The organism is Ammoniphilus sp. CFH 90114 (assembly GCF_004123195.1).
Taxonomy (GTDB): domain Bacteria; phylum Bacillota; class Bacilli; order Aneurinibacillales; family RAOX-1; genus YIM-78166.
In genome coordinates this window covers 301,474-325,710 of record NZ_SDLI01000003.1, presented here as the reverse complement: position 1 = coordinate 325,710, position 24,237 = coordinate 301,474, and the positions used below count along the sequence as shown (strand labels likewise).

The window sequence follows — 24,237 nt, the reverse complement described above, 5'->3', positions numbered from 1 at the left end:
GCTTCTCGTTAATCATCATACAGTGTTTCTTGAAAATGAGGTAGTTATTTTTTATAAGCATCCACGCTAAAATAATACCTTGGGTGCGAAGTACAAAGGGAACCAAAATCAAAAACCAACCAGGATGAAAAAATCTGGTTGGTTCTTTAATCTACGACCCTAAGCCTCAAGGGTTTCATGCTCCTCAACTTCTTTCATGCTCATGAAAACTTTTTTTACGCGTTCACGTTGAGGCTTTGAAATTAATACATACAGTATGTCCCCTACACATAATCTGGTGTTACCCCGAGGGGTTATTAATTTTTCCCCTCTTATAACGGCTGTAATCAATGTATCTTCCGGAAGAAGCAAAAGGTGCAATTCTTTACCTACAACGCTTGATTCTTCTTCAATATGAATCTCAATAATTTCATTGTTGGTCTTCCCCATAGAAACTAATTCCAAACTATGAGGAACGCTAACCTTGTCTCCTCCAGATAATCCAAGTTTATTCGCTAGAGGAGATATACTGGATCCTTGTACAAGAGCCGAAATAAAAACAACGAAGAATACCACATTAAAGAATAATTGACCATTTTCAAGACCGGCAATTAAGGGGTATGTTGCCAATACGATAGGTACAGCTCCCCTTAAACCTGCCCATGAGATAAAGACCTTTTCTTTCACCGAGAACTTCATAAAGCTTGTGCTGATAAATACGCCTATTGGTCTAGCCACAAACATTAATAGGATCGAAAGGGCTATACCTTGCCATGTCACAGCAATTAACTCGGCTGGGAACACAAGCAATCCCAGTATGATAAACATCAGAATTTGCATCATCCACGCAAAACCTTCATTAAATCGAAAAATAGAATGACGATACGTTAAATCGGAGTTCCCCATCCAAAGAGCCATGACATAAACGGCAAGAAGTCCGCTTCCGTATAATAAGGCAGTTGAACTATAAGTGAAAATAGCAAAAGCTAAGGCAAGAACAGGATATAAACCAGAGGAATCCAAATTGACTCGATTAATGCTCCAAACCGCTACTCTACCCATAATTAATCCCATCAATAGACCAAAGCCCATTTGCCACAAAAATGCCACTATCAGGGTAAATAAACCATTCGATTCTGGTGCGTGTATTAATTGGATAAGAGAGATGGTAAGAAAGACCGCCATTGGGTCATTCGTTCCAGATTCCGCTTCTAGAACAGAGGTCAAACGACGCTTGATATTCTTATTACCAAGAACCGCAAATACCGCGGCCGCATCCGTTGACCCTACAATAGCCCCAAACAGCATTCCTTCTAACCAAGATACCCCAAGTATATATTTTGCAAAAACTCCAATTACAACCGTCGTTAACACAACACCTAATGTTGCGAGTGTAAGAGAAGGAACAGCTACCTTACGTACATCTGTCCATTTCGTTTGTAATCCACCCTCAAATAAGATAACAATAAGAGCAAGTATTCCAAACAGTTGTGTTAAGAAAGCATTATCATAGTAAACAAAATGACTTAATACCATCCCTACGACAATAAAGAGAACAAGGGATGGTAACCCAAAACGAGTAGAGAACTTCGTTGTAATAACCCCAACAACTAAAAGAATTGCAAACAGAAATATTGAATTATCGGTTGTAAATTCCATTTACACCGTCCTCCATAAATAATTTTTTATAAAAGAACATCGTCCTTTCTTTATAATGGATATATCTATAGTAAGTAAGAATACTCTACTCAATATGACAGTATGCCCACCTTTTCCTTCAACTCATTGACTTTACAAGCCCATTCCTCAAGACCATTTGTTAATAACTTGGAGATCTTCCAAGCCTTATTAGATCCCATAATTATCATACCATACTTTTAGTACTTATTTTATGAGAGCCACCCTAAATAAACACATTATCAGAAAAGCTTTTTCAAAAACATATTCGTAGCCTAGGTCTCCTAACCAAAATCATAAGTTTCAACTATTCATTGAATAGTTTGCAAACTTACATCAATTAGTCTCTTGGAACCGTAAAGATCATTTTAGGATGGAAAATGCTATAAAATTGACATTTTATACTTATTAGTTTAGAATGTTTACATATAAAAAGTTGATATAGCAACTGGGTTAGTTTAACACAAGAACTTCATTTATTCTTAACAATACTCACTTTCGATTAGTTGCTACAACACCGTAAAATATAGTTGCTATATCAACCAAACTACAATGAAAGTTTTATGGAGGTATATAAAATGGCTAAGGTTCTGTTTGTAAAAGCAAATTGTCGTCCAGTTGAACAAGCGGTAAGTGTAAAGCTCTATGAAGCTTTTCTTGAAAGTTATAAGGAGTCTCATCCAGGAGATGAGATTATAGAGCTTGATCTTTTTGAAGAGAACCTACCTTATTACGACAATGATAAAATGAACGGTATGTTTAAACTCGGGAGAGGATTAGAACTTACGGAGAAAGAAAAAGAAGCTACTGATTTGGTTAACAAATACTTGAACCAGTTCCTTTCTGCCGATAAGATCGTGTTTGCTTTCCCACTATGGAATTTCACCATCCCTGCTGTGCTTCATACGTACTTAGACTACCTCGGTCAGGCTGGCAAGACGTTCCGCTATACTCAAGACGGTCCAATAGGTCTGCTCTCTGATAAGAAAGTTGCCCTTCTTAATGCAAGAGGAGGGGTCTACTCAGAAGGACCAGCTCAAGCAGTGGAAATGTCTGTGAAATATGTATCTGCTGTTCTTAATTTCTGGGGCATTACAGATATCACATCCGTCATTGTTGAAGGACATAATCAATTCCCTGATAGAGCAGAAGAGATTATTGGAGATGGTATTGCAAGAGCAGCCACAGCAGCAAACCAGTTATAAAATTTAAATTATAAAAAGGGGCTGTAACTGGGTTTCTCTTTCCCACGCAGTCCCTTTTTCCTTAACTCTTAAATAGGTAGAATCCCATATAAAATATCATTACGCTTCCTAATAATGATACTAAAACATAGAATACCGCTTTCTTGTAATGCTGATGACGTAGTAATTCCACGCTCTCCATACTAAACGTTGAAAAGGTGGTAAAAGCACCAAAAAATCCGATACCCAGTCCGAGGTAAGTTAGGTTATTATATACATTTACCGGGAAATCCTCTAAATATAAACCAAATAATATACCTAGTCCCGCCGAACCAAGCAGATTACACAGCATCATCGCAATTGGAATCGGTGGATGCAGAAACTTTCTCATGATCAGAAGTCCAACTAGGTAACGAGCGATGGCCCCAGCCGCTCCACCAATCGTTAGTGAAATAAGGCTCATTTCGTTTCCACCGTCCTCGTTTTTAATAATTTACTCCCTCGTCTCCCTACAACAAAACCCACAAATGCTAAGGATAGTCCACCAAACAGGGATATGGATAAATATAGAACAACTTGATGAATAGAAGAATGCTGATGCATCATAAATGTATCTGCTGCTAAAGTGGACATCGTCGTAAAGCCACCGCAAAAACCAACACCTAAGCCTAAACGAAGCCATTCCTTCATCTTTCGATGCAATAACCAACCTGTTAGCACACCAAGTATAAAACTCCCGACCAAATTTACTAATATTGTCCCTAATGGGTATCCGAAACCAACGGTATTTATATTGAACATATATCTAAAATTTGTCCCAAGTGCCCCTCCCAGACCAATAGCGAGTAGATTTCGCCAACTCATCTTTCCACTCCTTCTATGCTTTCATTTAGTATAGTCTTTAGCGGTGGTGACATTTCGCGGCTATTTATCTCTCCCATAGATAATCTCCCGTTAAAAATTTTTTGTCCTGCATCCAATTATTAATTTATATTTAACCATAATCAATAATTATAGCTTTCCAGGTGGAGGGGTCGAGTTGGAGGAAGACCTCATTACAGGACTCAGAAGAGAAGTTGCAGAGGAAACAGGGGCTCGGAATATAGAAGTTCTGCGCAAGTTTGGCATCATTGACGAGTATAGACCTCAGTATAAACCGGAGTATGATCTCATTCATATGATTTCGTATTTTTATGTATGCCAGACGGTGGCGCTCTATATCTGATGGGATAAGCGGAGAAACTTCCGCTATTGCCCACAGATGGACAAAAATCTGCTAAATAGGCGGCATTTTTTCCGCTAACTCGGAAATTCACCCCAGGAACCCACTCTCTAACACAAATAACAGGAATTCCTTCCCTTATTTGAACATTATGAGCACCCCTTTTAAAAATAACCGGAAATTCTCCGCTTATTCTTGGCAGCTAACCTCCCTGCCTGTCTTCGAATCAAGTTCGCACTCAAAATAAAAGAGTTCGTCTCCCGAACCCTTCGCAGTAAATTTCATTTTTTAGTTTTGGACAAACATGGCTGTAACGATGGTTATCAAGTATTTAATAGGTTGATACTTGAGATGGCGGTTTTCCTCAAAAATTTGCTTTAACTCTTTTTTTGTTTCTTCCTTGTCGCTCTCCCATGACTCAAGGGCTTTCCTACGGTATTGAGATTCGAAAATCACCCATCATTCCCCCAATTGGTCATAATAATGAAAACGCTTACCATTATTATACATCTCTTAAAGGGGATTTCCAAACAATTTTATCTGAATATTACAAAAGGTATTTCCAGATATTCATTTTCTAGAACAAGATAAGAAGGAATCAATTGGTCCCTACTACTTATATCCCTCTAGAACCGAGGTCATTAGATATGGTTTGAGCCGTATCCATGACGAAATTAATCCACTTCTGTATGTTCTCTTCCATTCTTTCCGAAGGACCAATAATACTGAGTGCTGCGAACACTTCTTCATTAGCATCTCGTATGGGGGCAGCAATACCCGTTACCCCCACATTTCTCATGTTGGAGCTAAATTCATAACCGTTTTGTCTTATATTGTTCAATCTTTGTTTCATTTCGTCCGCTGCTTTTACACTATACGGCGTAAAGGTCTTCATTTCTTGGGACAAGACTTCCTCAATTAATTCTTCGGACTGAAAGGCTAATATACTCCTAGCTGCTGATGTGGAGTAAAGAGGAAAACGACGATAAATATCCACATTAAATCGAACGGGATGGGGAGAGTCAACTTTATCAATATAAATGGCATCTTTACCATCAAGGATACATAAGCAAACAAGCTCTTTCGTTGAATCAGCTAGCTGTCTTAGATAAGGCTTGCTAAAGTCCACCATGTCATGATTTTTCAAGACTCTATTCCCTAATTCGAGTAAAGTGTAGCCCAGGGAATATTGTTTGTTTTTAGGATTCTGACGTATGAAGCCCTCACTCTCCAGTGTGATTAACAGCTTATGTACAGCGCCCTTCGACATATTTAGTTTTTTACTAATTTCTGTAACCCCAAACTCTTTTGATGAGTTTAGAAAAAGCTTTAAAAGGGTACAGGCATTCTTAACAGAGGATAAATAATTGTCCATGACGGTCTTCCTTTCTTTAGCGAATACTGCCAGTTCTCTTAATTATATAAAAATTTACATTAGTATATTGATGTTTTTTGTCGAAAATGGTAATATCTCTTCATAGGTTCCCTATACAAAAACAACGTTCACGTATAGAGAACAGTATATCATGAGGGGGCACATTATGAAAAGAAAATTATGGTCCATTTTATCCGTTACCTTGTTGGCCGGATCTTTGCTAACAGGTTGTGGAGGAGCGAAGCAAGATTCAGCCGCACCGGCAGCACCAACACCGTCTACAGAACCACCTGTTGCAGAGGTAAAGATGGAATCGGAGCTTATTGTTGCGGGGAACGGAGCAACGGTAGAAACGCTTATGAAGGACAAGATCTTCAAACTATTTAACGAAAAGTATCCTGATGTGAAGTTAACGTATGTTTCAGGTGTTTCCACGGATATTGTAGCCAAGGTTAAAGGTCAACAAGCTTCTCCACAAATCGATGTCGCTATTATTGAAGGTGGAGAACAAGAAAAAGGAAGACAAGAAGGGCTGTGGGAACCTTTAACTGCAGATATGATTCCGAATCTTAGCCGAGTGCCTAGTGATCTAGCCATGACGGAGAATAGCGGAGTAACTGTAAACTTCACGCCAATGGGAATTTCTTATAACAGCAAAGTTGTACAAGAGAAGGGACTTCCTGTTCCTACTTCATGGAATGATTTGGCTCGACCAGAGTTAAAAGGTAACATCACTATTACAGACGTTAAGAGTAACTTTGGACGTTCTGCTCTTATTATGCTTTCTTATGCTAATGGTGGTTCTGAAAAAGATATGGAGCCTGGTTTCAAGCAGATGGAAACGATTGCAGGGTATATCCCAACCTTTGCAAAGAGTGCGGCTCAGTTACAACAAGATTTGCAAAGTGAAACAGCAGCTTACACTACATGGACCATGGCAAGAAGCTTAACGCAAAAAGCAGCCGGGCTTCCTCTTGAGTTCGTGTTCCCGCAAGAAGGTGGAAACATCGTACCAAACGTAGGCGTTATGATTAAAGGGGCTAAGCATCCTGAGGCGGCAAAAGAATTCTTGAACATGATACTAACCGATGAAGTTCAGAAGTTATATGCAACCGATCTTTACTATAACCCAGCAACAGACGTAGAGCTTCCAGCTGACGTTGCAAAAACACTAGAGTTTGATCGTTCTAAAGTCGTTAATTTTGATTATGAAGCGATTGCAACCAGCATGCCTGCATGGCTAGACCGTTACGACAAGGAAATATCAGTAAAAATAGGAAAGTAGGTATAAGCCATGTTTGATGTGGAATTGAAAAATATTCAAAAGCGATTTAATAACCAAGCGGTTGTTAAAGACTTTAACCTACAGATCGAGCAGGGGGAGTTTATCTCCTTCCTCGGTCCTTCCGGTTGTGGGAAGACTACAACCCTGAACATGGTTGCGGGATTCCTCGAGCCTGATGAAGGAGAATTGCTCATTAAGGGTAAAAAGATGAATGGTGTTCCCCCTTATAAGAGAGAACTAGGCATGGTATTTCAAACCTATTCCCTCTTTCCTCATATGACGATTGAAGAGAACATCGGATATGGATTGAAGTTTCGTAAGGTACCTAAATCTGAAATGAAAGATCGTATTCAAAAAGTGCTTGAACTTATTAAGCTTCCTCATGTTGCTGATCGATTTCCAAAGCAACTATCCGGCGGACAGCGCCAACGGATCGCAATAGCTAGAGCTCTCGTTATTGAGCCTTCCTTATTGCTGCTTGATGAGCCATTGAGTAACTTAGATGCCAAACTTCGCCATGAACTTCGAAATGAGTTGAAGCGACTTCATCAAGAAATCGGTGTCACTACCATTTTTGTTACGCACGACCAAGAAGAAGCTTTATCTTTATCCGATCGTATTGTGGTCATGAGCCACGGGAATATTGAACAGATTGGGAAGCCATGGGATATCTATCATCATCCTAAGACTGAATTTGTTCATACGTTTATCGGAAGCACCAACCGTATTGACGGTACCCTCGTTTCCAAGTCAGGTACTGAACTGACGATTAAAACGGCACAGGGCTTGATTCGATCCACTACCCATTCAGTGGATACCAATATAGGAGGTCCTATATCCGCTTATGTGCGTCCAGAAAAAATCCGACTTGTTCATGATCATGGTGGTGAACTCACGACCAATCAGTTCAGAGGAACCGTTACCATGATGAACTTTTTAGGGGCTTTTATGGATTGTGATGTTACAAATGGAGATATGAAGCTTACCGTAAAACTGCAGTTGAATAATGACAATATGTCTATACAAACTGGAAAATCCGTTATTTGTGAGTGGAATTCTGAGGATCTGTTCTTGATCCCAAGAGGGGAGGCTTAGGGGAATGACTACCCTTTCCTCCAAATCTGCTAAGACTCTTAGTATTATCCTGTTACTGATACCAGCCATGGTAATTTTGTTAAGTGTATTTATCATCCCGATGCTCAACATTTTAATGATTAGTTTTCAAGATAAACAACAGCAATTTAGTTTGGCCAATTACCTGCTGCTCTTCCAAGACCCATTTTATATGCAAGTATTATGGAAGACGATTAAGCTAAGTTTATGGACGGTGGCTTGTACCATTCTTCTTGGATACCCTGTTGCTATGTATATGTCACAAGCCTCAGGCAAGATGAGAGGAATCATTACTCTATTAATTCTATCGCCCCATCTAATTAGTGTGGTTATTCGGAATTTTGGATGGGTTGTTATTCTCGGGCCTAAAGGCTGGGTTAATGAAATGTTATTGAAATTGGGAATAATTCAGGAACCGTTGAGACTACTTTATAACGAGCTTGGCGTAATTATCGGTCTAACAGATGCTTTTATTGCCTATATGGTAATAGCCATTGCTACAAGTCTTTATACTATTGATTCCTCCCTCTATAAAGCAGCCTCCATTCTTGGAGCATCCAGATTTCAAGTATTTAAGACTGTAACTTTACCACTAAGTTTGCCTGGTTTGTTTGCAGGAACCATTCTCGTATTTAGTTTGTCTATGAGTGCGTTTGTCACACCTGCACTAATGGGGGGAACATCAGTAAAGGTAATCCCAGTCTTAGCGTACGATCAGATAATGGCTACATTGAATTGGCCATTAGGCGCAGCCTTAGCGTTTCTACTTTTAGGTAGTACCGTAGTGTTGGTGACCGTCTTTACTCGTCTTTTTGAGACGAAGAAATATAAAGAGGTGTTTGCTTCATGATTCGATTTTCCTGGCTGGGCCTACTTACGTTCCTCATCATATTGTTTGTCACGGCACCTCTTTGGGTAATTATACCAACCTCTTTCACGTCGGCTGGTTACTTATCCTTTCCCCCTGTAGGGTTCTCCTTGCAGTGGTATTACAAAATTTTGGAGAGACAAGAGTTTGTTGATTCCCTCATTTTCAGCTTACAACTAGCAGCGATTACAGCTATTCTATCTACGTTAGTAGGAACGTTGGCTGCTTTTGCCATAGCGAAGTACCGTTTTCCGGGGAGTACGATTATCAATAATCTATTGCTCTCTCCTTTAACGGTTCCTTCCTTAATTATTGGAATCGCGGCTCTTGTATTTTTTACGAGAATTGGACTCTCTGGTACGTTTTTAGGATTGCTGTTGGCTCACATTCTCATCTCGATTCCTTATGTAGTTCGGCTTGTATTAACGGGCTTAACAAGCTTTGACTTCACCTTGGAACGAGCTGGATATATGCTTGGTGCTAGTCCATTTCGGGTATTTTGGGATATTACTCTTCCGTTGATTCGACCAGCTATTTTTTCCGGAATGATCTTTTCATTCTTGACGTCCTTTGATAACGTCACCGTGTCTTTGTTCTTGGTTTCTCCGGATACCACAACACTTCCGTTAGCTATCTTTAGTTATATGCAAGAGACACTTGACCCCCTTGTGGCATCCATATCATCGGTTGTTATTTTACTAAGCTTACTGTTCATTTTTATTCTTGAGCGTGTATATGGTTTAGACCGCATGTTCGGATTAAATTCACATTCACACTAATGGAGTTGTCTATTTATGGCTTTGCTTTCACACATCAAGAAGGAGTTACCTCAATTTCTGAATCTATTGGAAGAGAGTGTCAATATGGACTCTCCATCGAAAGAAAAAGAACAAAATGATCAAGTAGCCCAGTGGTACGCTACTCAATTTGAATCTATTGTTGGCGGTCGTTCTGAGATCATTCAAAACCAAGACTATGGGAACATCGTACGGTGCACCTTTGGGCAGGGTTCTAAGCAAATTTTGATCATGGGACACTATGACACGGTCTGGCCGATGGGCGAAGCGACTAAACGCCCCTTCTCTATTAAAGAGAACAAGGCCTACGGACCCGGTGTATATGATATGAAAGCAGGTCTCCTGCAAGCTTTTTTTGCCTTAAAAGCACTTCGAGATCTAGACCTCTTTCCAGTAGATACGCAGGTCGTGTTGTTCATTAACAGCGATGAAGAAATCGGCAGCCCAAGTTCAAGGAAGTGGATTGAAGAGGAGGCCAAGCGTTCTCATGTCTGTTTTGTATTAGAGCCTCCTCTTGAGCCATTGGGTGCGCTAAAAACCTGGAGAAAAGGAAGTGGCCGATTCTATCTCACGGTCAAAGGAATTTCTGCACATGCCGGAGTTAATCCAGAAAGTGGTGTCTCCGCCATTGAAGAATTATCCCATCAAGTCCTTCGTATCCATTCCTTTACGGATTACGCTAACGGAACCACCTTAAATGTTGGACTAATTAAAGGTGGAATCGGAGCTAACGTCGTGGCGGAATCGGCTGAAGCTGAAATTGATGTAAGGATAAAGTCTATTGAGCAGATGAAAAAGATCGAGGAGGAGCTTCTCCACCTTCAGCCTGTGCTAAAAGATACTGAGCTTTCTATTAAAGGCGGGTTTATCCGACCTCCAATGGAGCGAACAGAAGGCGTAGGCCTCCTCGTCTCCCAAGCAAAAAAACTAGGGAAATTGCTAGATTTAGATTTACAAGAACAAGGCACAGGTGGAGTGAGTGACGGCAATTTTACAGCAGCTTGTGGCATCCCGACTCTCGATGGGCTAGGTGCTAGAGGTGGTTATGCCCACTCCCCTCACGAATTTGTAGATATCGATCAGATTCCAGTAAGGACCGCACTGTTAGCATTGTTAATTCAAGAATTAGAGTTTTAATAAGTGACTGCGGACATACAGTTTTATATCAACGACCAAGCAAAAACAGGCAGAGATCTCTATGAATCTCTGCCTGTTGCAATATGTTCAGTTATGATAAACGTTATATTAATTTCTCTTTTCCTTAGTTCTAACAGTAACTATCTTTTCGGTTTATCTCATTATCACAGCGTTTATTCAAGCTCTACTGCAGCTTGTTGTATTCATGCACGCTGGTGAAACGGAAGATAAATGGATAATTTATGGGAAATTGTATTTTATGATTGCCATGGCTCTTATCACCGTTTTTGGAACATTGCTCATTTTCCTTTGGGATATGTAAGATTTATACAAGATTCCAGAACAGGAATCATACAAAATGGGCTAGGCAGATATCTGCCTAGCCCTTACACTGTTATCTTCTCCTTAACTCATCTCATTATTTTGAAAGTCATCATGTTGGATTATTAGTTGCCACCATTGGAAAAGATAAATAAAAAAGGGAAGAATTGGGTTGAGTAAATTGGGACTTTTTTTTAAGAAAAAAAGAAAAACAAACCAAAATCAATCGGTTGAACATATAAAAGACCTAACGGAATTTATAAAGAGCTCCTTTCATTACCCTAACAACAAAGATTTTAAAATAAGAGAAGTTTTCATCCCTAGTTTGAAACGAACAGCACAGTTATTCTTTCTTGAAACGATAGTAGATTCACAAGAATTGGAAACAGCTATCATTCGACCACTAACATTAGATTATTCTGAATCACGTACACTCCAATCGTTAATAACGGCTAAATCTATAGAGATAGCGAGTGATCGTAAGGATGCCCTTACAAAAATGGTAAAAGGGTCTGTTGGATTAATCGTTGAAAGGGACAAAAATATCTATCTCCTCAATGTAACCAAATTTCCTAAACGTTCGATTGGAAAAGCAGAGAGTGAAATTGTTTTAAAAGGACCTAAAGAGGCTTTTACGGAATCCGCATCTGATAATATGGGGTTAATTCGCAAGCGAATTCTAAATGAGAACTTGGTATTTGAAAATGTAACTGTGGGTAATATATCCAATAATGATGCGGTAATTGTCTATCTCAGTAATGTGGCAAATGCTAACCTCATTGATTCGGTTAAGAAAAGAATTAAAGAAATACAGAGTGATGGGGTCATTAATCTAGAAATACTTGAACAATACATTGAAGATAATCCAAAATCACTGGTAGCAACGATGGCATATACGGAAAGACCGGATCGGGTCGCATCACATATTGATCAGGGTTATGTAGCAATTCTCATGGAAAACTCCTCAAGTGCTTTATTATTACCTACAACCTTTTGGTCTTTTTTCCATTCGGTGGAAGACCACTATCTTCGTATGCCTTATGGAAACTATATTCGAATTCTACGAGTGATAGCCCTACTCATTGCAATGTTAACTTCGGCTTCTTATGTTGCTATCACTAATTTTCATAGTGAAATGATACCCCCTGATTTACTGCTTGCGATTGCAGGGGCTAGAGAAAAGGTGCCCTTTCCCATTGCCGTAGAAGTTTTAATCATGGAAGTCGCTTTTGAACTCATACGTGAAGCTGGACTTCGTATTCCAAGTGCTATTGGCCCAACGATTGGCATTGTAGGTGCTTTAATTTTAGGACAAGCCGCAGTAGAAGCGAATATTGTTAGTCCTATCATCATTATAGTTGTAGCCATCAGTGGTTTATCCTCTTTTTTAATCTCAGATATTAGTTTTAATTTTGCTGTTCGTATCGGTCGATTTGGATTTATTTTGGGGGCAGCCACGTTTGGTTTCTTAGGCATCATGGGAGTTTTGGTCATGGGTCTTTCTTATTTAACAACAATAAAATCTTTTGGAGTACCGTTTTTTGCTCCTATGACCCCTCAATATAGGTCTAGTGGAGATACCATATTTCGAAGGATTGTGCAAAATGAGTTGTTTCGACCTGCCTTTTTGAAAACCAAGCGACCAAGGAGAAAAGGATGAGTAACTATTCACAAGGAAAAATTGGAATAAGAGAATTCGTTTCTCTTATTCTTCTTTCGATCGGTTCAAAACTTACAGATATGACTCCAGCCATTATCTTTAATCACGTTAAACAATCCACATGGATGGTCCCTATTTTTTCACTTATTATTATTGCTCCATCCCTTTTCATTTTACTTTCACTTTTCAAACGGTATAAAGATAAAAACTTATACGATATTATCGTACATTTGTTTGGTAAGTATATTGGTTTTATTGTAGGTATCCTCCTTTTTATCATAGTTATCGAAGCCATAATAACATCAAGTCGCAGTTACTCAGATATTCTGGGAACCATGTATTTTACAACAACTCCTCTTTTGGCTATTTACGGGGTATTCATCGGGGTAAGTTATATGGTTGCTAAAATGGGATTAGAAGCGATTGGTTCTTCTGCTTATCTTACGATTCCATATATAAAGGTAACCTTACTATTGCTTGGAATTCTCGGTTCATCTGAAGGGGTATTCGGAAGAGCCTTCCCACTTTTAGGTGATGGTGTGGATGTCATTTTAAAAGAATCACTTCTTAAGAGCTCGATCTTTGGAGATATTTTCGTTTTAACGATGATTTACCCCTTGGTCATGGAGGGAAAGAATTTTAGAAAAGGGTTGTGGATGGGGCTGGTCATCACGGCAGTGGAGATATCCTTCTTTATTTTCGTTTATGCCATCGTTTTTCTAGAAAAAATAGCCTACCCCTTTCACGAACTGGCACGATATGTTCGCTTAGGAACCTATTTTACCAATATTGAAACCCTATTTTTGGGATTCTGGCTCATCGCTGCCCTTATTCGCTTTGCCATTTATCTTTATATTGCTTCCCTATTGTTTGGGGCTATTTTTAAAATCAAAGAATTCGAACCTATATTATTACCTTTGACTATTATCGTGATTCTTGCCGGTATGTTGCCTGAAAATCCTATCTATAACGTCCTACATTATCGGGACATGCTTTTAAACATCGATTCCTTCTTCTTTTTGGGTTTACCCATAGTCCTCTGGCTAACGGCTAAATGGAAAGGGGATTTGTCTACATGAGAATGTTCCATATCATTTTTCTCCTTACATCATTTTTTTTGACTACGGGTTGTTGGGATAAAACTGAGTTGGAGGAACTTGCAGAAGTCATTGTAATTGGAATCGACCAAGCGGAGAACGGATATATCAACATTACCTATAAAGTAGCTAACCCTGAAGTAGGGACATCAGCAAAAGCTGGAGGTAATGAAGAAGAACCTGCTCAAACGTTTTCTCTTACTGCTACCGATTTCTTTAGTGCGAAAGATATCGCTAACTCCTTTATTACACGGAAAATGACTTATAATCACGTTCGAACTCTTATTGTTTCCGAAGATTTTTCACGTAGTGATGAATTCTTAAAGTTTGCCTATACCATGACTCGTGACAGAGAGCTTCGACGTGATACATGGCTTATCATCTCTAAGGAAAGTGCCAAGGAGTTTATTCAAAATAATAAACCAAAATTTGAAACCAGACCTCATAAATACTACCAATTTATGATGCAAAGATCGATGGAGACCGGTCTTGTACCACCTTCTAGCCTTCATCGTTTCCTTCAAGTGATGGAAGGAGGAGAAGACTTATTTCTAGCTCCTTATGTGACTACAAAGAAGGAGAATAAAAAAAAGGATGGAAACGAAGACGAATTTCTGGCAGGGCAAGTTCCGAAGGAAGGTGGAGATATCGCACAGGTTATCGGATCTGCTGTAATAAAAAAAGGGAAGGTAATTGGAACTTTAACAGGCGAAGAGACGCGTTTGGCCATCTTGTTAGATAATACGTTAGAGACAGAGGAGATGCTTGTAACGTATCCTGACCCTCTTCACCCCAAGTATCGTATTGCCGCAAGATTACTAAAAAAACAATCGACAGATATCAAGATGAAACTGGATAGTGAAACTCCAGAGATAGAAGTCCATGTTCCTATCACTTTAGAAGTTATTGCCATTCCGAGCATGGAGGACTATGTGGAGGATATTAAAAAGCAGCAACTATTGAAGGACTCTTTGGAAACTGGAATGAAGGATAAAATGTTAAGGATCATTAACAAGTCCCAAACTGAATTTGAGGCATGTCCGTTTTACTGGTCCATGGTAGCAAGAAAGCAATTTTTGACCAACCAAGAGTACAAGAAATTTGATTGGAAGAGTCAGTATCCGAAGGCCCGTATCGATGTTTCAGTATCCATTCAATTAAATGAATTTGGTTTGAAATTGCGTACAACTGAAAATAAAAATTATAAGGATGAGTAATCATGTCGATTGTTTTCTGGGGAGTAATTGTTTATTCGTTCATTTATAGCTGTTTGTACACAAAAGTAGTATATCAAGAAGGGAATCGTCTTGGCGCATTAGCCATTGGTTGTATGATCATTATCATGATTTCATTAGCTTTTTCTGTGAAAATTAGATAAGGGGAATAATATAATCTAACAAGCCGACTTTACGAAGTCGGCTCTTAATTTCTTACCGTCAGCTTTAATTGATTCAACAGCATAAATAGCTTTTTCTTGCTCCTTCGGGACATTAGAAAATTGAGCTTGCTTGTACCTTGGATGAAAGAGACCGTTTACGCTGTCTCTTTTGTTTTTTCTTTTTTGAATGTAAATGTGTTAAATGACTTTCATGAGGGGAATCCATTTTTATTAGAATATTCCAGTAAATTTTTGATTCTATTTTACAATTAGCACGGGGCAGTTTGCCCTTTTTGCTACTTTATGACTGACACTGCCGATAACAAATTCCTGTAGGGCATTCAATCCGCGACTACCAATAACCACAATATCGAAGCCATTTTCATTGGCGTACTTCACAATTGTCGGACCAGGTTCCCCGCGAAGAATTTTGATTTCGTAATTTACTCCTGCGTTTTTGGCTTTTTCTTCAGCCGTTCTAAATTTTTCTCTTCTTGTATCCGCTACTCCGGCAGTATTCCAATTCCTTAACACATCTGATTTTGCCCTGTCCTCGTCTACTACAAATACTACCTCTACTTTGGAATCAGCGTTGCATTTCGCAAGGGCTATGGCGTTCTCTGCGGCTCTAACGGAGTGTTCTGAACCGTCTGTTGCCAAAAGAATCTTCTTATACATTTAGAGTACCTCCTTTTGAACTAATGACTTCCAAATTTATTGGCTAATTTACCCACAAGTTCCGAACTATCTTCGTTTAGTCCTGTTACATTCACCTTTATCCCGTTTTCCTCAAATTTATAAACGATTTTATCTATAGCTGCTACTGCTGAATCATCCCACAAGTGAGACTTGCTTAAATTAATTTCCACTTCATCAATGCTTTCCTTGTAGTTGAAAGCAGCCAATAAATCCGTCACAGATGCAAAGAAGAGTTCCCCCGTAATACGGTATATGCGCCTATTATGTTCTAAGACACTGTTAATCTCCACTTTGGATATTTTAGATACAAAGAATATCGCACTCAAGATTATCCCTGCAAAAACACCAATAGCTAAGTTATGCGTGAAAACAACCGTGACAACAGTGACCAGCATCACAATGGCATCTGTTCTTGGTAGGAGGTGTAGCGTTTGAATGGAATTCCAATCAAACGTACTGATGGATACCATAATCATTACGCCAGCCAGTGCTGCCATAGGAATCTGTACCACAATGTCCCCAAGGATGACGATGAGGAACATGAGAAAAACTCCGGCAATTAAAGATGAAAGGCGTCCTCGACCACCTGATTTAACATTAATTATGGATTGTCCGATCATCGCACAACCCGCCATGCCTCCAAAGAATCCCGTAACGATATTTGCTATACCTTGTCCGCTGCTTTCCCTGTTTTTATCGCTTCCTGTATCCGTCATATCATCTACAATCGTAGCTGTAAGTAGGGACTCTAAAAGTCCGACCATCGCTAAGGCTAGTGCATAGGGAAGGATAATTATCAGAGTATCTAAATTAAATGGGACATTTGGGATAAAAAAGGAGGGTAAGGACTTTGAAATGGCCCCCATATCTCCAACCGTTCTGACCCCCGTGTCGCTAAACATTGCAAATGCTGTAACAGTGATAATTGCTACCAATGTGGAAGGAACGGCTTTGGTTAAATACGGAAATAGGTAAATGATAGCTAAAGTTACTGCAACCATTATATACATTATCCATGCCTCACCATAGAAGTGAGGAATTTGAGCCATAAAGATAAGAATGGCTAACGAATTTACAAATCCCACCATAACAGAGCGGGGGATAAACTTCATGTAACGCGATAAACCAAGAACACCGAAAATAATTTGTATTATTCCTGTTAACACGGTTGCTGCTAACAGGTAGTCAAGACCATGTTCATTTACCAGAGTTATCATTAACAGTGCCATCGCACCAGTTGCAGCAGATATCATTCCAGGTCTTCCGCCAACAAAGGCTATGGTTACAGCTATTGTAAAGGAAGCATATAATCCAACCATTGGGTCTACACCGGCTATAATGGAAAAAGCGATAGCTTCCGGTATTAGAGCGAGCGCTACCACTATTCCGGCAAGAACATCCCCCTTTATGTTCCCGAACCAAGATTCTTTTATAGAATCCATAAGTCACACTCCTCTTATTTAGTTCATTTTCCTTTTAAGGTTAGTATGTGTAGTTGATGTCAAAGAAGGGGATGAACATCTTTCCAAATTGGTCCATAAAGAGGAAGGAGATACGGTCTTTATTACGTTAAACTGCCCGTTAGCGTGCATGTTGAAAACACAAAAAAAACGAGCCTGTAGAATCAAGCTCGTTTAGACTAAAATTCATTATGTATGGTGGAGCATAGCGGGATCGAACCGCTGACCTCTACACTGCCAGTGTAGCGCTCTCCCAGCTGAGCTAATGCCCCATAGCACACGGAATACTTCCTGATGGCTGCTTCCTTCCAGATCTTACCTGTTCGAAAGCTTCCGTTGCCTTTGGGCGGTGAGTATATCACCATAAGATGGAGCGGGTGAAGGGAATCGAACCCTCGCGACCAGCTTGGAAGGCTGGAGTTCTACCATTGAACTACACCCGCAAAAGAAAAATTAATTTCCTTAAAGGAAGATAAGAGTAAAGAACGTTGGCTGATGAAATGGCTGTAAGCCAGGTTTTGTTCCTGCTGTGCTCAAACGATGCCAATCTCGCACATATACAGGTGTAGTCATTTAACTATCAGCAATGCCGATCCGTCCCTTTGGTTGAATTCCCGCAGGAAGGTGCCCCTACCATTTCCCTATCTTGACATCAACCCTTCGGGTCAAATTTGATAAAATGATTTTATCAAATTTGAGGTGGAACCTTGATGTCAAGATAGAGAATATTTGGGTTGCTCGCTCGTGGGGTTTACCCGTTCCATCCTTTTAGACAAGGCCCCGTTTCTGTGGCACTTTCAGGTTACTTTCAGCATATCCAATGAAGGACTTAGCAAGATTTCACCGCCGTCAGTTGACTTAATATCAACTGCCCATCCTTGCGAATGGCACGATCACTCCGTGCATCTCAGCACTGGGCGAGCCTGGACTTTCCTCACGGCATTCAGCCGCGCAACTACTCACCATTTCATGTTCTTTCGTTTAATCAGCGACAAGTAACAATTTATCATATATCAGGATCAAAATCATTACTCCATTTGTGTAAACGGAGGTAATGCCATCCATGGCAATAAACTAAACGGATTTCATTATCACCAGCACTTATATCCTCTCCTTTAATGTCCCCATAAATAAAAAACAGATGAGTTAGCTTCCTCACCTGCTTTATCCTATGGTTTCGTTAAGTTATGTATGGGGTTGTTTTGTACTATTTGTCCCCAATTTGTCCCCAATCGGGGTGTTTCATGATTTTTACTGTAACAGATAATTACAGATAAACCCTTGATACAACTGGATTTCTATGGCGGCCCCGAGAGGACTCGAACCTCCGACTCACAGTTTAGGAATGTCTACATTTATGTTGGTTATCATCTAGATTAGTTAAAAACCCTTGATTTTAATGGCTTTTCACTTGCTCTTTTTGAGGTCTAGTGAGTGGAAGTTGGGGCCATTTTGTAAAGTTTGGCCCCAATTTTGGCCCCAATGATTTTATCTCCAATAAGTCGGTCTTAAAACAGCGAACAGCAATCCCCTTATCGAGAAGAACCAAGCTGAAATCAACTTTTATAAATTCACCTTGTTATTCCGCTATCCCCTTTACTTCAACAACAAAGAGGAACAGCTAAAGAAAAGTATTCATTATTGGCATCACCGTACGCCTTGATGTCTGCTTTCCGCGTAAACGTCTTTACTTTTTTCCGTTTGTATCGAGGAAATCCACGACAAATTCATTTGAGTTTGGAAGTAATCGGACGTTTGCATCATACGATGTTAAATCAAATAGATTTGCAGAGGCTCCAGCTTCATTTACTTAAATCAAGCTACCCAATTAAAATTTTTTCCTCTACATACTTCACCTTACTCTTATTGCCTTGCTTCATAAGGGCAAAAGCCATCGTTAACGGACCAATTCTTCCAATAAGCATTAAAATCGTGATAAGAACTCTCCCTGCCGGGGATAGATCTCCCGTTAATCCAGCGGATAGACCTACGGTACCAAAGGCAGATATTGTCTCAAATAATATCAATTGCATTTCTGCTTGTTCGGTATAAGTAAGCAAAAAGAAGATTGAACCTACAAACATGATCGCGGTGACTGCAATCGAGAAGGCTTTATTCACTAACTCCCAGGGAATTCTTCTTTTAAAGATACTCACATTCTCCCTAGCCGTAAGAAAGCTCCAAAGGGCCAATAGTATGAGGGCAAACGTAGTGACCTTGATCCCCCCTCCTGTTGAGGCGGAAGAAGCTCCGATAAACATCAAGAACATAATAAAAATTTGAGAGGAAATCATCATTTCTCCGATATCGATCGTGTTAAAACCAGCCGTACGTGGCACCACTCCTTGGAAGTAGGACGCCCACCACTTGTCTGCGAGAGAGAAGTGGCCAATGGTTTGAGGGTTGTTATATTCTGTGGCAAAGATGATCAGAGTAGCTGTGACGTTCAGAGCTAAAGAAACCAGTAAAGCTAATTTGGAATGTAGGGATAATTTCCGTAAGGACTTCTTGTTCCACAAGTCTAAGATTACCGTGAAGCCTATTCCACCAGCCATAAATAAGAATGTAATTACAATATTGATCGTAGGGTCTCCCACCCACTTACTCAGGCTATCTGGCTCTAACCCAAATCCTGCGTTATTGAACGCAGAGATGGAATGAAAGATACCATAATACAATGCTTGGCTCCAAGGCATCTCGTATGACCAACGAAACGCTAATAGTAGAGCACCCACAGATTCAATAAAAACCGTTAAAGAAATGATGAGTAACACTAGCTTGACTACCCCTTGAATAGAGAATTGGTTTAAGGTGCTTTGAAGTACCACCCTTTCTTTTAATCCAATTCTCTTTCCTAAGACAATAAACATAAATACCCCGGCAGTCATAAATCCCCAACCGCCGATTTGAATTAACGCTAATAAAACAATCTGTCCGAAAAGCGTAAAGGTCGTTCCCGTATCCACAACGACCAATCCTGTCACGCAAACCGCTGATGTTGCCTCAAATAATGCATCTATAAAATTTAATTCATGACCATCTATCGTTGCCATGGGAAGCATCAAGAGAAGGGTGCCGATGAAGATTAGGAACCCAAAACCTAGGATTAATAGCCGTGCTGGATGCAACTCGATTAGATTTAGCTTCTTTAAAGAAAACATAACCCATACCCTCTAATCCTTACATAATGTGCTGCTCAAACCGCTTTAAATCCTGATTTTCTCCAATCACAACCAGGATATCCTCTTGTTGAATCTTGTCATTGGCTTGTGGAGCAATATTAATATGGGGTCCACTTTTTATGGCCATCACATTCACACCGAATCTAGCTCGGATATTTAATTCAACGAGTGACTTCCCCACGATCTTCTCTCCTACAAGCACTTCCACTACACTATAATCCTCAGCTAATTCAATGAAATCCAAAACGTTGGGTGATGCCAGATTGTTAGCTACTCGGCTACCCATATCTCTCTCAGGAAATACCACCTTATCGGCTCCTAGCTTATACAGTACCTTTCCATGGCGTTCGTTTTGCGCCTTGACGGTAATGTACCTTACTCCTAGTTCTTTAAGAATGAGTGTTGTGAGAATACTAGCTTGAATATCATCCCCGATTGCGACAACAACAATATCAAAGTTACGAATACCTAATTCTTTTAAAGCTTGCTCATCGGTTGAATCGGCTTGAACAGCGTAGGTTACATAAGAAATATACTCTTGGATTCTTTCCTCACTTGAGTCTATCGCCATGACTTCATAGCCCATTTCATAAAGTGTTTTTGCTACACTGGAGCCAAATCGTCCCATACCGATGACAGCAAAGGTTTTTTCTGACATAGATAAATTTCCTTTCTCATAATCACTACTAATGGATGATATCTTACTCTTAATATACAAAATTTGCAAACCTATTATCCTGAAGCTTATCGAAACTTAAAGCGATGCCCTATAGAGTGGCATCGCTTCTTTATGATACTACTCTATGTTGGTCCAGTCTTTTACCCGTCCATCCGACACCTTAATGATCTTAGTCTGATAATTTTCTATATACTTAAACAGCCCACTCTCAAAATCTGTATGAAGATCCTTAAAGAATATGCCCTCTACGTCCGTTTTTTCTGTTCTTTCAAAAGCTAATAAATATCCATCTTCTACCTTTTGCAGATAAGCTCTAACGCCTTTCTCATATTGGTCCTCCCACTGATGCAGCTCCCGCTGTACCGAAACAATGTGCAAATCTATGAAATCAATCTTCTTGAGTATTTCATTAACAATGGAACCTTTTGTTATCTGTTCCCAACGACTCTGAGCGGTCTGTCCAAGGACAATTTGCGTAACATGCTTTCGTCGAGAGATCTCAACAATAATATCTGCCACGGTGCGTGAACCCTTTTTCTCAACGAAGAACTCTGCCTGGTAGTGCTTGGCTAGTTCCTTCCATACAGTCAGATTTTCTTGCTTCTCCGTTTGATATTCCTCATAACTTACCGTATCCACAGTTAGGATATACAATGGTGCTTGAAAGGATTGAGCCATTCTCCAGCCCCTCCGAATGAGTCGCTCTGCATTTCGTCCATAACTGACACATACAAGAATAGCTTCTTTCATTTTCATCTCTCCTTTATTAGGAAGGGGGCTAGATTAATCCGCCACTACCAAGACATCCAAATGTCTTACTGCACGTAATAACTTCTGAACAACCGACCCCTCACATATCTCCTTCCAGCGGGTACGAGCCGATTGACCGATGATGACTTGAGTAGCCCCTTTTTCATTCATCTTTGCTACTAATTCTTTAAAGATCACTCTTCTATTTTGTGTCTCATATATTTCAAATCTTCCCCCGAGCCTTTCTGTTAATCCTATTAATCTCTCGAGTTGTATTTCTTCCTCCTGGGTTAAAGGATGATCCTTCACATACGCTACAATCCATTTCGCCTTCAATCGATAGGCAATGCGAAACCCTCTTCGGATTAATCGTTCACTATCCGATCGTATATTCACACAAACAAATATCACTTCTTCTTGTCTCCAAGGACCTCGTAATGTTCGTTTGCGCTCCCATGCTTCCAAGCGCTCATCGACATCATCTGCTACTTCACGTAAAGCCAGTTCACGCAAGGCAATGAGGTTTCCCGTTTTAAAAAAGTTGGATAGGGATTGTTCCACCTTCTCCATCTTATAGATATGTCCTTCTCTCATTCGCTGACGTAGCGCTTTGGGTGAAATATCAACTAATTCAATCTCATCAGCTTGGTGAAGAATATGATCTGGCACAGTTTCGCGGACACGTACTCCAGTGATTTGTTCAACACTATCATTTAAGCTTTCAAGATGCTGTATATTCATTGTCGAGATTACAGATATACCGGCATTTAATATTTCTTCGACGTCTTGATATCTTTTTTCATACTTACTTGTCGGTATATTGGTGTGAGCGAGCTCATCGACTAATACTACTTCCGGATTACGTCTAATAATGGTATCTGTATCCATCTCTTCTAATGTTACATTTTTGTAATTGATTTGCTTTCTAGGAATCGTCTCTAGTTTATCTACCTGTTCGGCTGTCTCTCTTCTCCCATGTGTTTCTAGTAGCCCAATAACCACATCAATTCCTTGTTTCTTTAACTGATTGGCTTCTCGTAACATGGTAAAAGTCTTTCCGACTCCCGGGGCTGCACCCACATAAACTTTGAATGTTCCGCGATTTATTCTCTCAATGGCTTCTACCTTTTCTTCCATGGATAATCGACGATAAGGGTCGGCTTGAGTTACATCCAGATTTTTGGCAGGGATTACTCGCTCCCCTTCCTTTTCACCTCGATCAGCCACAATGAAAATATCAATGTTTTTTGTCTTGCTCATAATTTTATTCACAATGGAGCCTCTCATCACTTCTTCCCAACGAGTTCTCTTGGATTGTCCCATGACAATACGGGTGACTTTTTGATTCATGGCGTACTGAACTATTTTATAAGCTACTTCTCTATCTTGTTCTAAGGGGATTTCCTCAAAGCTACCTCCTAGCTTCTCCACTAATTTAATGATGGATCTTCGAAAGGTGGCTTCCTCTTTGGATAGTTCACGCTTCTGAGATTTAAAGCAAACCACCAACAGCTCTGCCCCTAAGCGTTTGGCAATTTGATGTCCTCGACGGATAAGGATCGAGCCATTCCAATGATACTGAACAGAAACCAAAATTCGTTCTGATGCCCCAGAAGCTCCCACCATTCCATGCTTTTCACGATAATCGTCGAGGTCATCATTCACCCCTTCAGCAACCACTCGCAGGGCTAACTCTCGTAAAACAGCCAGATTATTTCTAGCAAAAAGTAAGTTACTGCGCTGGTCCCCGTGATCTGATATGTGGATTACTCCTTCTTTAATTCTTTTTAATATTGATTCTGGAGTTACATCTAGTAGTCGAACCTCATCTGCTTTCGCTAATGTATCTACAGGTACACAAAAGTCAACTTGCGGTGGTATTCCAGTAAGTTTTTCCGCTATTTCTTTGACTCCTTCTAGCTCATAAATGTTTACTGTTGTAATCACACTAATATTATTAGAAATGAGGTATTGAACATCCTCTAAACGGGTTTCCCTTTGGGCACCGGGACGATTTCGATGTGCCAACTGATCAATTAAGACGACCTCAGGGTTTCTATCTTTGATTTCTTCCACATTAAGATCATATTTCTCTTGATTTCCACAGTTCCAGCGAATAGGGGGGATCATTTCGAGATCGCCAGCTTGTTCCATCGTCTTCGGGTGATGATAAGAGCCAACCACACCGATGATGACATCAATGCCCCGTTTCTTTAAGCTGTTCCCCTCTTGCAACATATGGTAGGTTTTCCCTGAACCACTGACTGCTCCGAGAATGATTTTTAATCTACCTAAATGCATTTTTGAAATGGAATACAAGAGTTCTTCTGGCGATTTCCTTCGAAATGGTTCTTGCATAATTCCCCCCCCTCTT

23 protein-coding genes, 2 tRNA genes and 1 other RNA gene are annotated in these 24,237 nt (G+C 40.0%); 12 read left to right on the top strand and 14 right to left on the bottom strand.

Translation table 11 applies throughout. From position 1 onward, the window contains the following. Window positions 1–159 precede the first annotated feature (159 nt). On the bottom strand, window positions 160–1,638 hold the full coding sequence (locus tag EIZ39_RS09230) for a potassium/proton antiporter (RefSeq protein ID WP_129199667.1): 1,479 nt from the start codon (window positions 1,636–1,638) through the stop codon (window positions 160–162). A 596-nt stretch (window positions 1,639–2,234) separates the two neighbouring features. Between EIZ39_RS09230 and EIZ39_RS09225 the strand changes: the two genes are divergently transcribed. Further along, a complete protein-coding gene (locus EIZ39_RS09225) occupies window positions 2,235–2,861 on the top strand; it encodes an FMN-dependent NADH-azoreductase (protein WP_129199666.1) in 627 nt (208 codons plus the stop codon). 61 nt (window positions 2,862–2,922) lie between these two features. Here EIZ39_RS09225 and crcB read toward each other — a convergent pair whose 3' ends face one another. Further along, entirely contained in the window at window positions 2,923–3,303 is a 381-nt protein-coding gene (gene crcB, locus EIZ39_RS09220) for a fluoride efflux transporter CrcB (protein WP_129199665.1), read from the bottom strand. Continuing rightward, the gene (locus EIZ39_RS09215) at window positions 3,300–3,704 is read right to left on the bottom strand and encodes a fluoride efflux transporter FluC (RefSeq protein WP_129199664.1); all 405 of its coding nucleotides are present in this window, start codon (window positions 3,702–3,704) and stop codon (window positions 3,300–3,302) included. The genes crcB and EIZ39_RS09215 overlap by 4 nt, the downstream gene beginning before the upstream one ends. A 106-nt stretch (window positions 3,705–3,810) precedes the next feature. Here EIZ39_RS09215 and EIZ39_RS09210 point away from each other — a divergent pair, with 106 nt between their 5' ends. Beyond that, window positions 3,811–4,065: an NUDIX hydrolase gene (locus EIZ39_RS09210; RefSeq protein ID WP_129199663.1), complete on the top strand. Its 255-nt coding sequence runs from the start codon at window positions 3,811–3,813 to the stop codon at window positions 4,063–4,065. Between the two features lie 285 nt (window positions 4,066–4,350). On the opposite strand, the gene EIZ39_RS26510 is transcribed toward EIZ39_RS09210, so the two are convergent. Next, window positions 4,351–4,518 (bottom strand): hypothetical protein, encoded by a 168-nt coding sequence (locus EIZ39_RS26510; protein WP_164984988.1) that lies wholly within the window; start codon window positions 4,516–4,518, stop codon window positions 4,351–4,353. Between the two features lie 160 nt (window positions 4,519–4,678). Beyond that, window positions 4,679–5,437, bottom strand: a complete 759-nt coding sequence (locus EIZ39_RS09205; RefSeq protein WP_129199662.1) for an IclR family transcriptional regulator — start codon at window positions 5,435–5,437, stop codon at window positions 4,679–4,681. A gap of 166 nt (window positions 5,438–5,603) precedes the next feature. Here EIZ39_RS09205 and EIZ39_RS09200 point away from each other — a divergent pair, with 166 nt between their 5' ends. The 10 genes from EIZ39_RS09200 to EIZ39_RS26505 all read left to right on the top strand — a co-directional run bounded on the left by EIZ39_RS09200 (window position 5,604) and on the right by EIZ39_RS26505 (window position 15,093). After that, the gene (locus EIZ39_RS09200; protein WP_129199661.1) at window positions 5,604–6,722 is read left to right on the top strand and encodes an ABC transporter substrate-binding protein; all 1,119 of its coding nucleotides are present in this window, start codon (window positions 5,604–5,606) and stop codon (window positions 6,720–6,722) included. 9 nt (window positions 6,723–6,731) lie between these two features. Beyond that, a complete protein-coding gene (locus EIZ39_RS09195; RefSeq protein ID WP_129199660.1) occupies window positions 6,732–7,817 on the top strand; it encodes an ABC transporter ATP-binding protein in 1,086 nt (361 codons plus the stop codon). A 4-nt stretch (window positions 7,818–7,821) separates the two neighbouring features. Continuing rightward, complete coding sequence (locus EIZ39_RS09190; protein WP_129199659.1) at window positions 7,822–8,685, top strand: ABC transporter permease; 864 nt, start codon at window positions 7,822–7,824, stop codon at window positions 8,683–8,685. Continuing rightward, the gene (locus tag EIZ39_RS09185) at window positions 8,682–9,482 is read left to right on the top strand and encodes an ABC transporter permease (protein ID WP_129199658.1); all 801 of its coding nucleotides are present in this window, start codon (window positions 8,682–8,684) and stop codon (window positions 9,480–9,482) included. The genes EIZ39_RS09190 and EIZ39_RS09185 overlap by 4 nt, the downstream gene beginning before the upstream one ends. A 15-nt stretch (window positions 9,483–9,497) precedes the next feature. Next, complete coding sequence (locus EIZ39_RS09180) at window positions 9,498–10,637, top strand: M20 family metallopeptidase (RefSeq protein WP_129199657.1); 1,140 nt, start codon at window positions 9,498–9,500, stop codon at window positions 10,635–10,637. Window positions 10,638–10,779: 142 nt separating this feature from the next. Further along, window positions 10,780–10,959, top strand: coding sequence for a cytochrome C oxidase subunit IV family protein (locus EIZ39_RS27275; protein WP_483296032.1), 180 nt, complete (start codon window positions 10,780–10,782; stop codon window positions 10,957–10,959). A 171-nt stretch (window positions 10,960–11,130) separates the two neighbouring features. Then, the gene (locus tag EIZ39_RS09170; RefSeq protein WP_483296028.1) at window positions 11,131–12,618 is read left to right on the top strand and encodes a spore germination protein; all 1,488 of its coding nucleotides are present in this window, start codon (window positions 11,131–11,133) and stop codon (window positions 12,616–12,618) included. Then, window positions 12,615–13,697 carry a GerAB/ArcD/ProY family transporter gene (locus EIZ39_RS09165; RefSeq protein WP_129199656.1) on the top strand — a complete coding sequence of 361 codons (1,083 nt, stop codon included), beginning with the start codon at window positions 12,615–12,617 and terminating at the stop codon, window positions 13,695–13,697. The genes EIZ39_RS09170 and EIZ39_RS09165 overlap by 4 nt, the downstream gene beginning before the upstream one ends. Next, on the top strand, window positions 13,694–14,932 hold the full coding sequence (locus tag EIZ39_RS09160; RefSeq protein ID WP_164984987.1) for a Ger(x)C family spore germination protein: 1,239 nt from the start codon (window positions 13,694–13,696) through the stop codon (window positions 14,930–14,932). Before EIZ39_RS09165 ends, EIZ39_RS09160 begins: the two co-directional genes overlap by 4 nt. 2 nt (window positions 14,933–14,934) lie before the next feature. Next, window positions 14,935–15,093: a hypothetical protein gene (locus EIZ39_RS26505; RefSeq protein WP_164984986.1), complete on the top strand. Its 159-nt coding sequence runs from the start codon at window positions 14,935–14,937 to the stop codon at window positions 15,091–15,093. A 258-nt stretch (window positions 15,094–15,351) separates the two neighbouring features. On the opposite strand, the gene EIZ39_RS09155 is transcribed toward EIZ39_RS26505, so the two are convergent. The 9 genes from EIZ39_RS09155 to EIZ39_RS27650 all read right to left on the bottom strand — a co-directional run bounded on the left by EIZ39_RS09155 (window position 15,352) and on the right by EIZ39_RS27650 (window position 24,221). Continuing rightward, complete coding sequence (locus EIZ39_RS09155; protein ID WP_129199654.1) at window positions 15,352–15,771, bottom strand: universal stress protein; 420 nt, start codon at window positions 15,769–15,771, stop codon at window positions 15,352–15,354. Between the two features lie 20 nt (window positions 15,772–15,791). Beyond that, window positions 15,792–17,234, bottom strand: a complete 1,443-nt coding sequence (locus tag EIZ39_RS09150; protein WP_129199653.1) for a SulP family inorganic anion transporter — start codon at window positions 17,232–17,234, stop codon at window positions 15,792–15,794. Between the two features lie 214 nt (window positions 17,235–17,448). Then, window positions 17,449–17,524 (bottom strand) — tRNA-Ala (locus tag EIZ39_RS09145). A 97-nt stretch (window positions 17,525–17,621) separates the two neighbouring features. After that, window positions 17,622–17,695, bottom strand: a tRNA-Gly gene (locus EIZ39_RS09140). A gap of 59 nt (window positions 17,696–17,754) precedes the next feature. Continuing rightward, window positions 17,755–18,219, bottom strand: an RNA gene (gene rnpB, locus EIZ39_RS09135) — RNase P RNA component class B. A gap of 853 nt (window positions 18,220–19,072) precedes the next feature. Then, the gene (locus EIZ39_RS09130) at window positions 19,073–20,413 is read right to left on the bottom strand and encodes a TrkH family potassium uptake protein (RefSeq protein ID WP_129199652.1); all 1,341 of its coding nucleotides are present in this window, start codon (window positions 20,411–20,413) and stop codon (window positions 19,073–19,075) included. Window positions 20,414–20,432: 19 nt separating this feature from the next. After that, window positions 20,433–21,092, bottom strand: a complete 660-nt coding sequence (locus EIZ39_RS09125) for a potassium channel family protein (protein WP_129199651.1) — start codon at window positions 21,090–21,092, stop codon at window positions 20,433–20,435. 138 nt (window positions 21,093–21,230) lie between these two features. Beyond that, window positions 21,231–21,863 carry a universal stress protein gene (locus tag EIZ39_RS09120; RefSeq protein WP_240675749.1) on the bottom strand — a complete coding sequence of 211 codons (633 nt, stop codon included), beginning with the start codon at window positions 21,861–21,863 and terminating at the stop codon, window positions 21,231–21,233. Window positions 21,864–21,896: 33 nt separating this feature from the next. Continuing rightward, a complete protein-coding gene (locus EIZ39_RS27650; protein ID WP_129199649.1) occupies window positions 21,897–24,221 on the bottom strand; it encodes a histidine kinase in 2,325 nt (774 codons plus the stop codon). Window positions 24,222–24,237 lie beyond the last annotated feature (16 nt).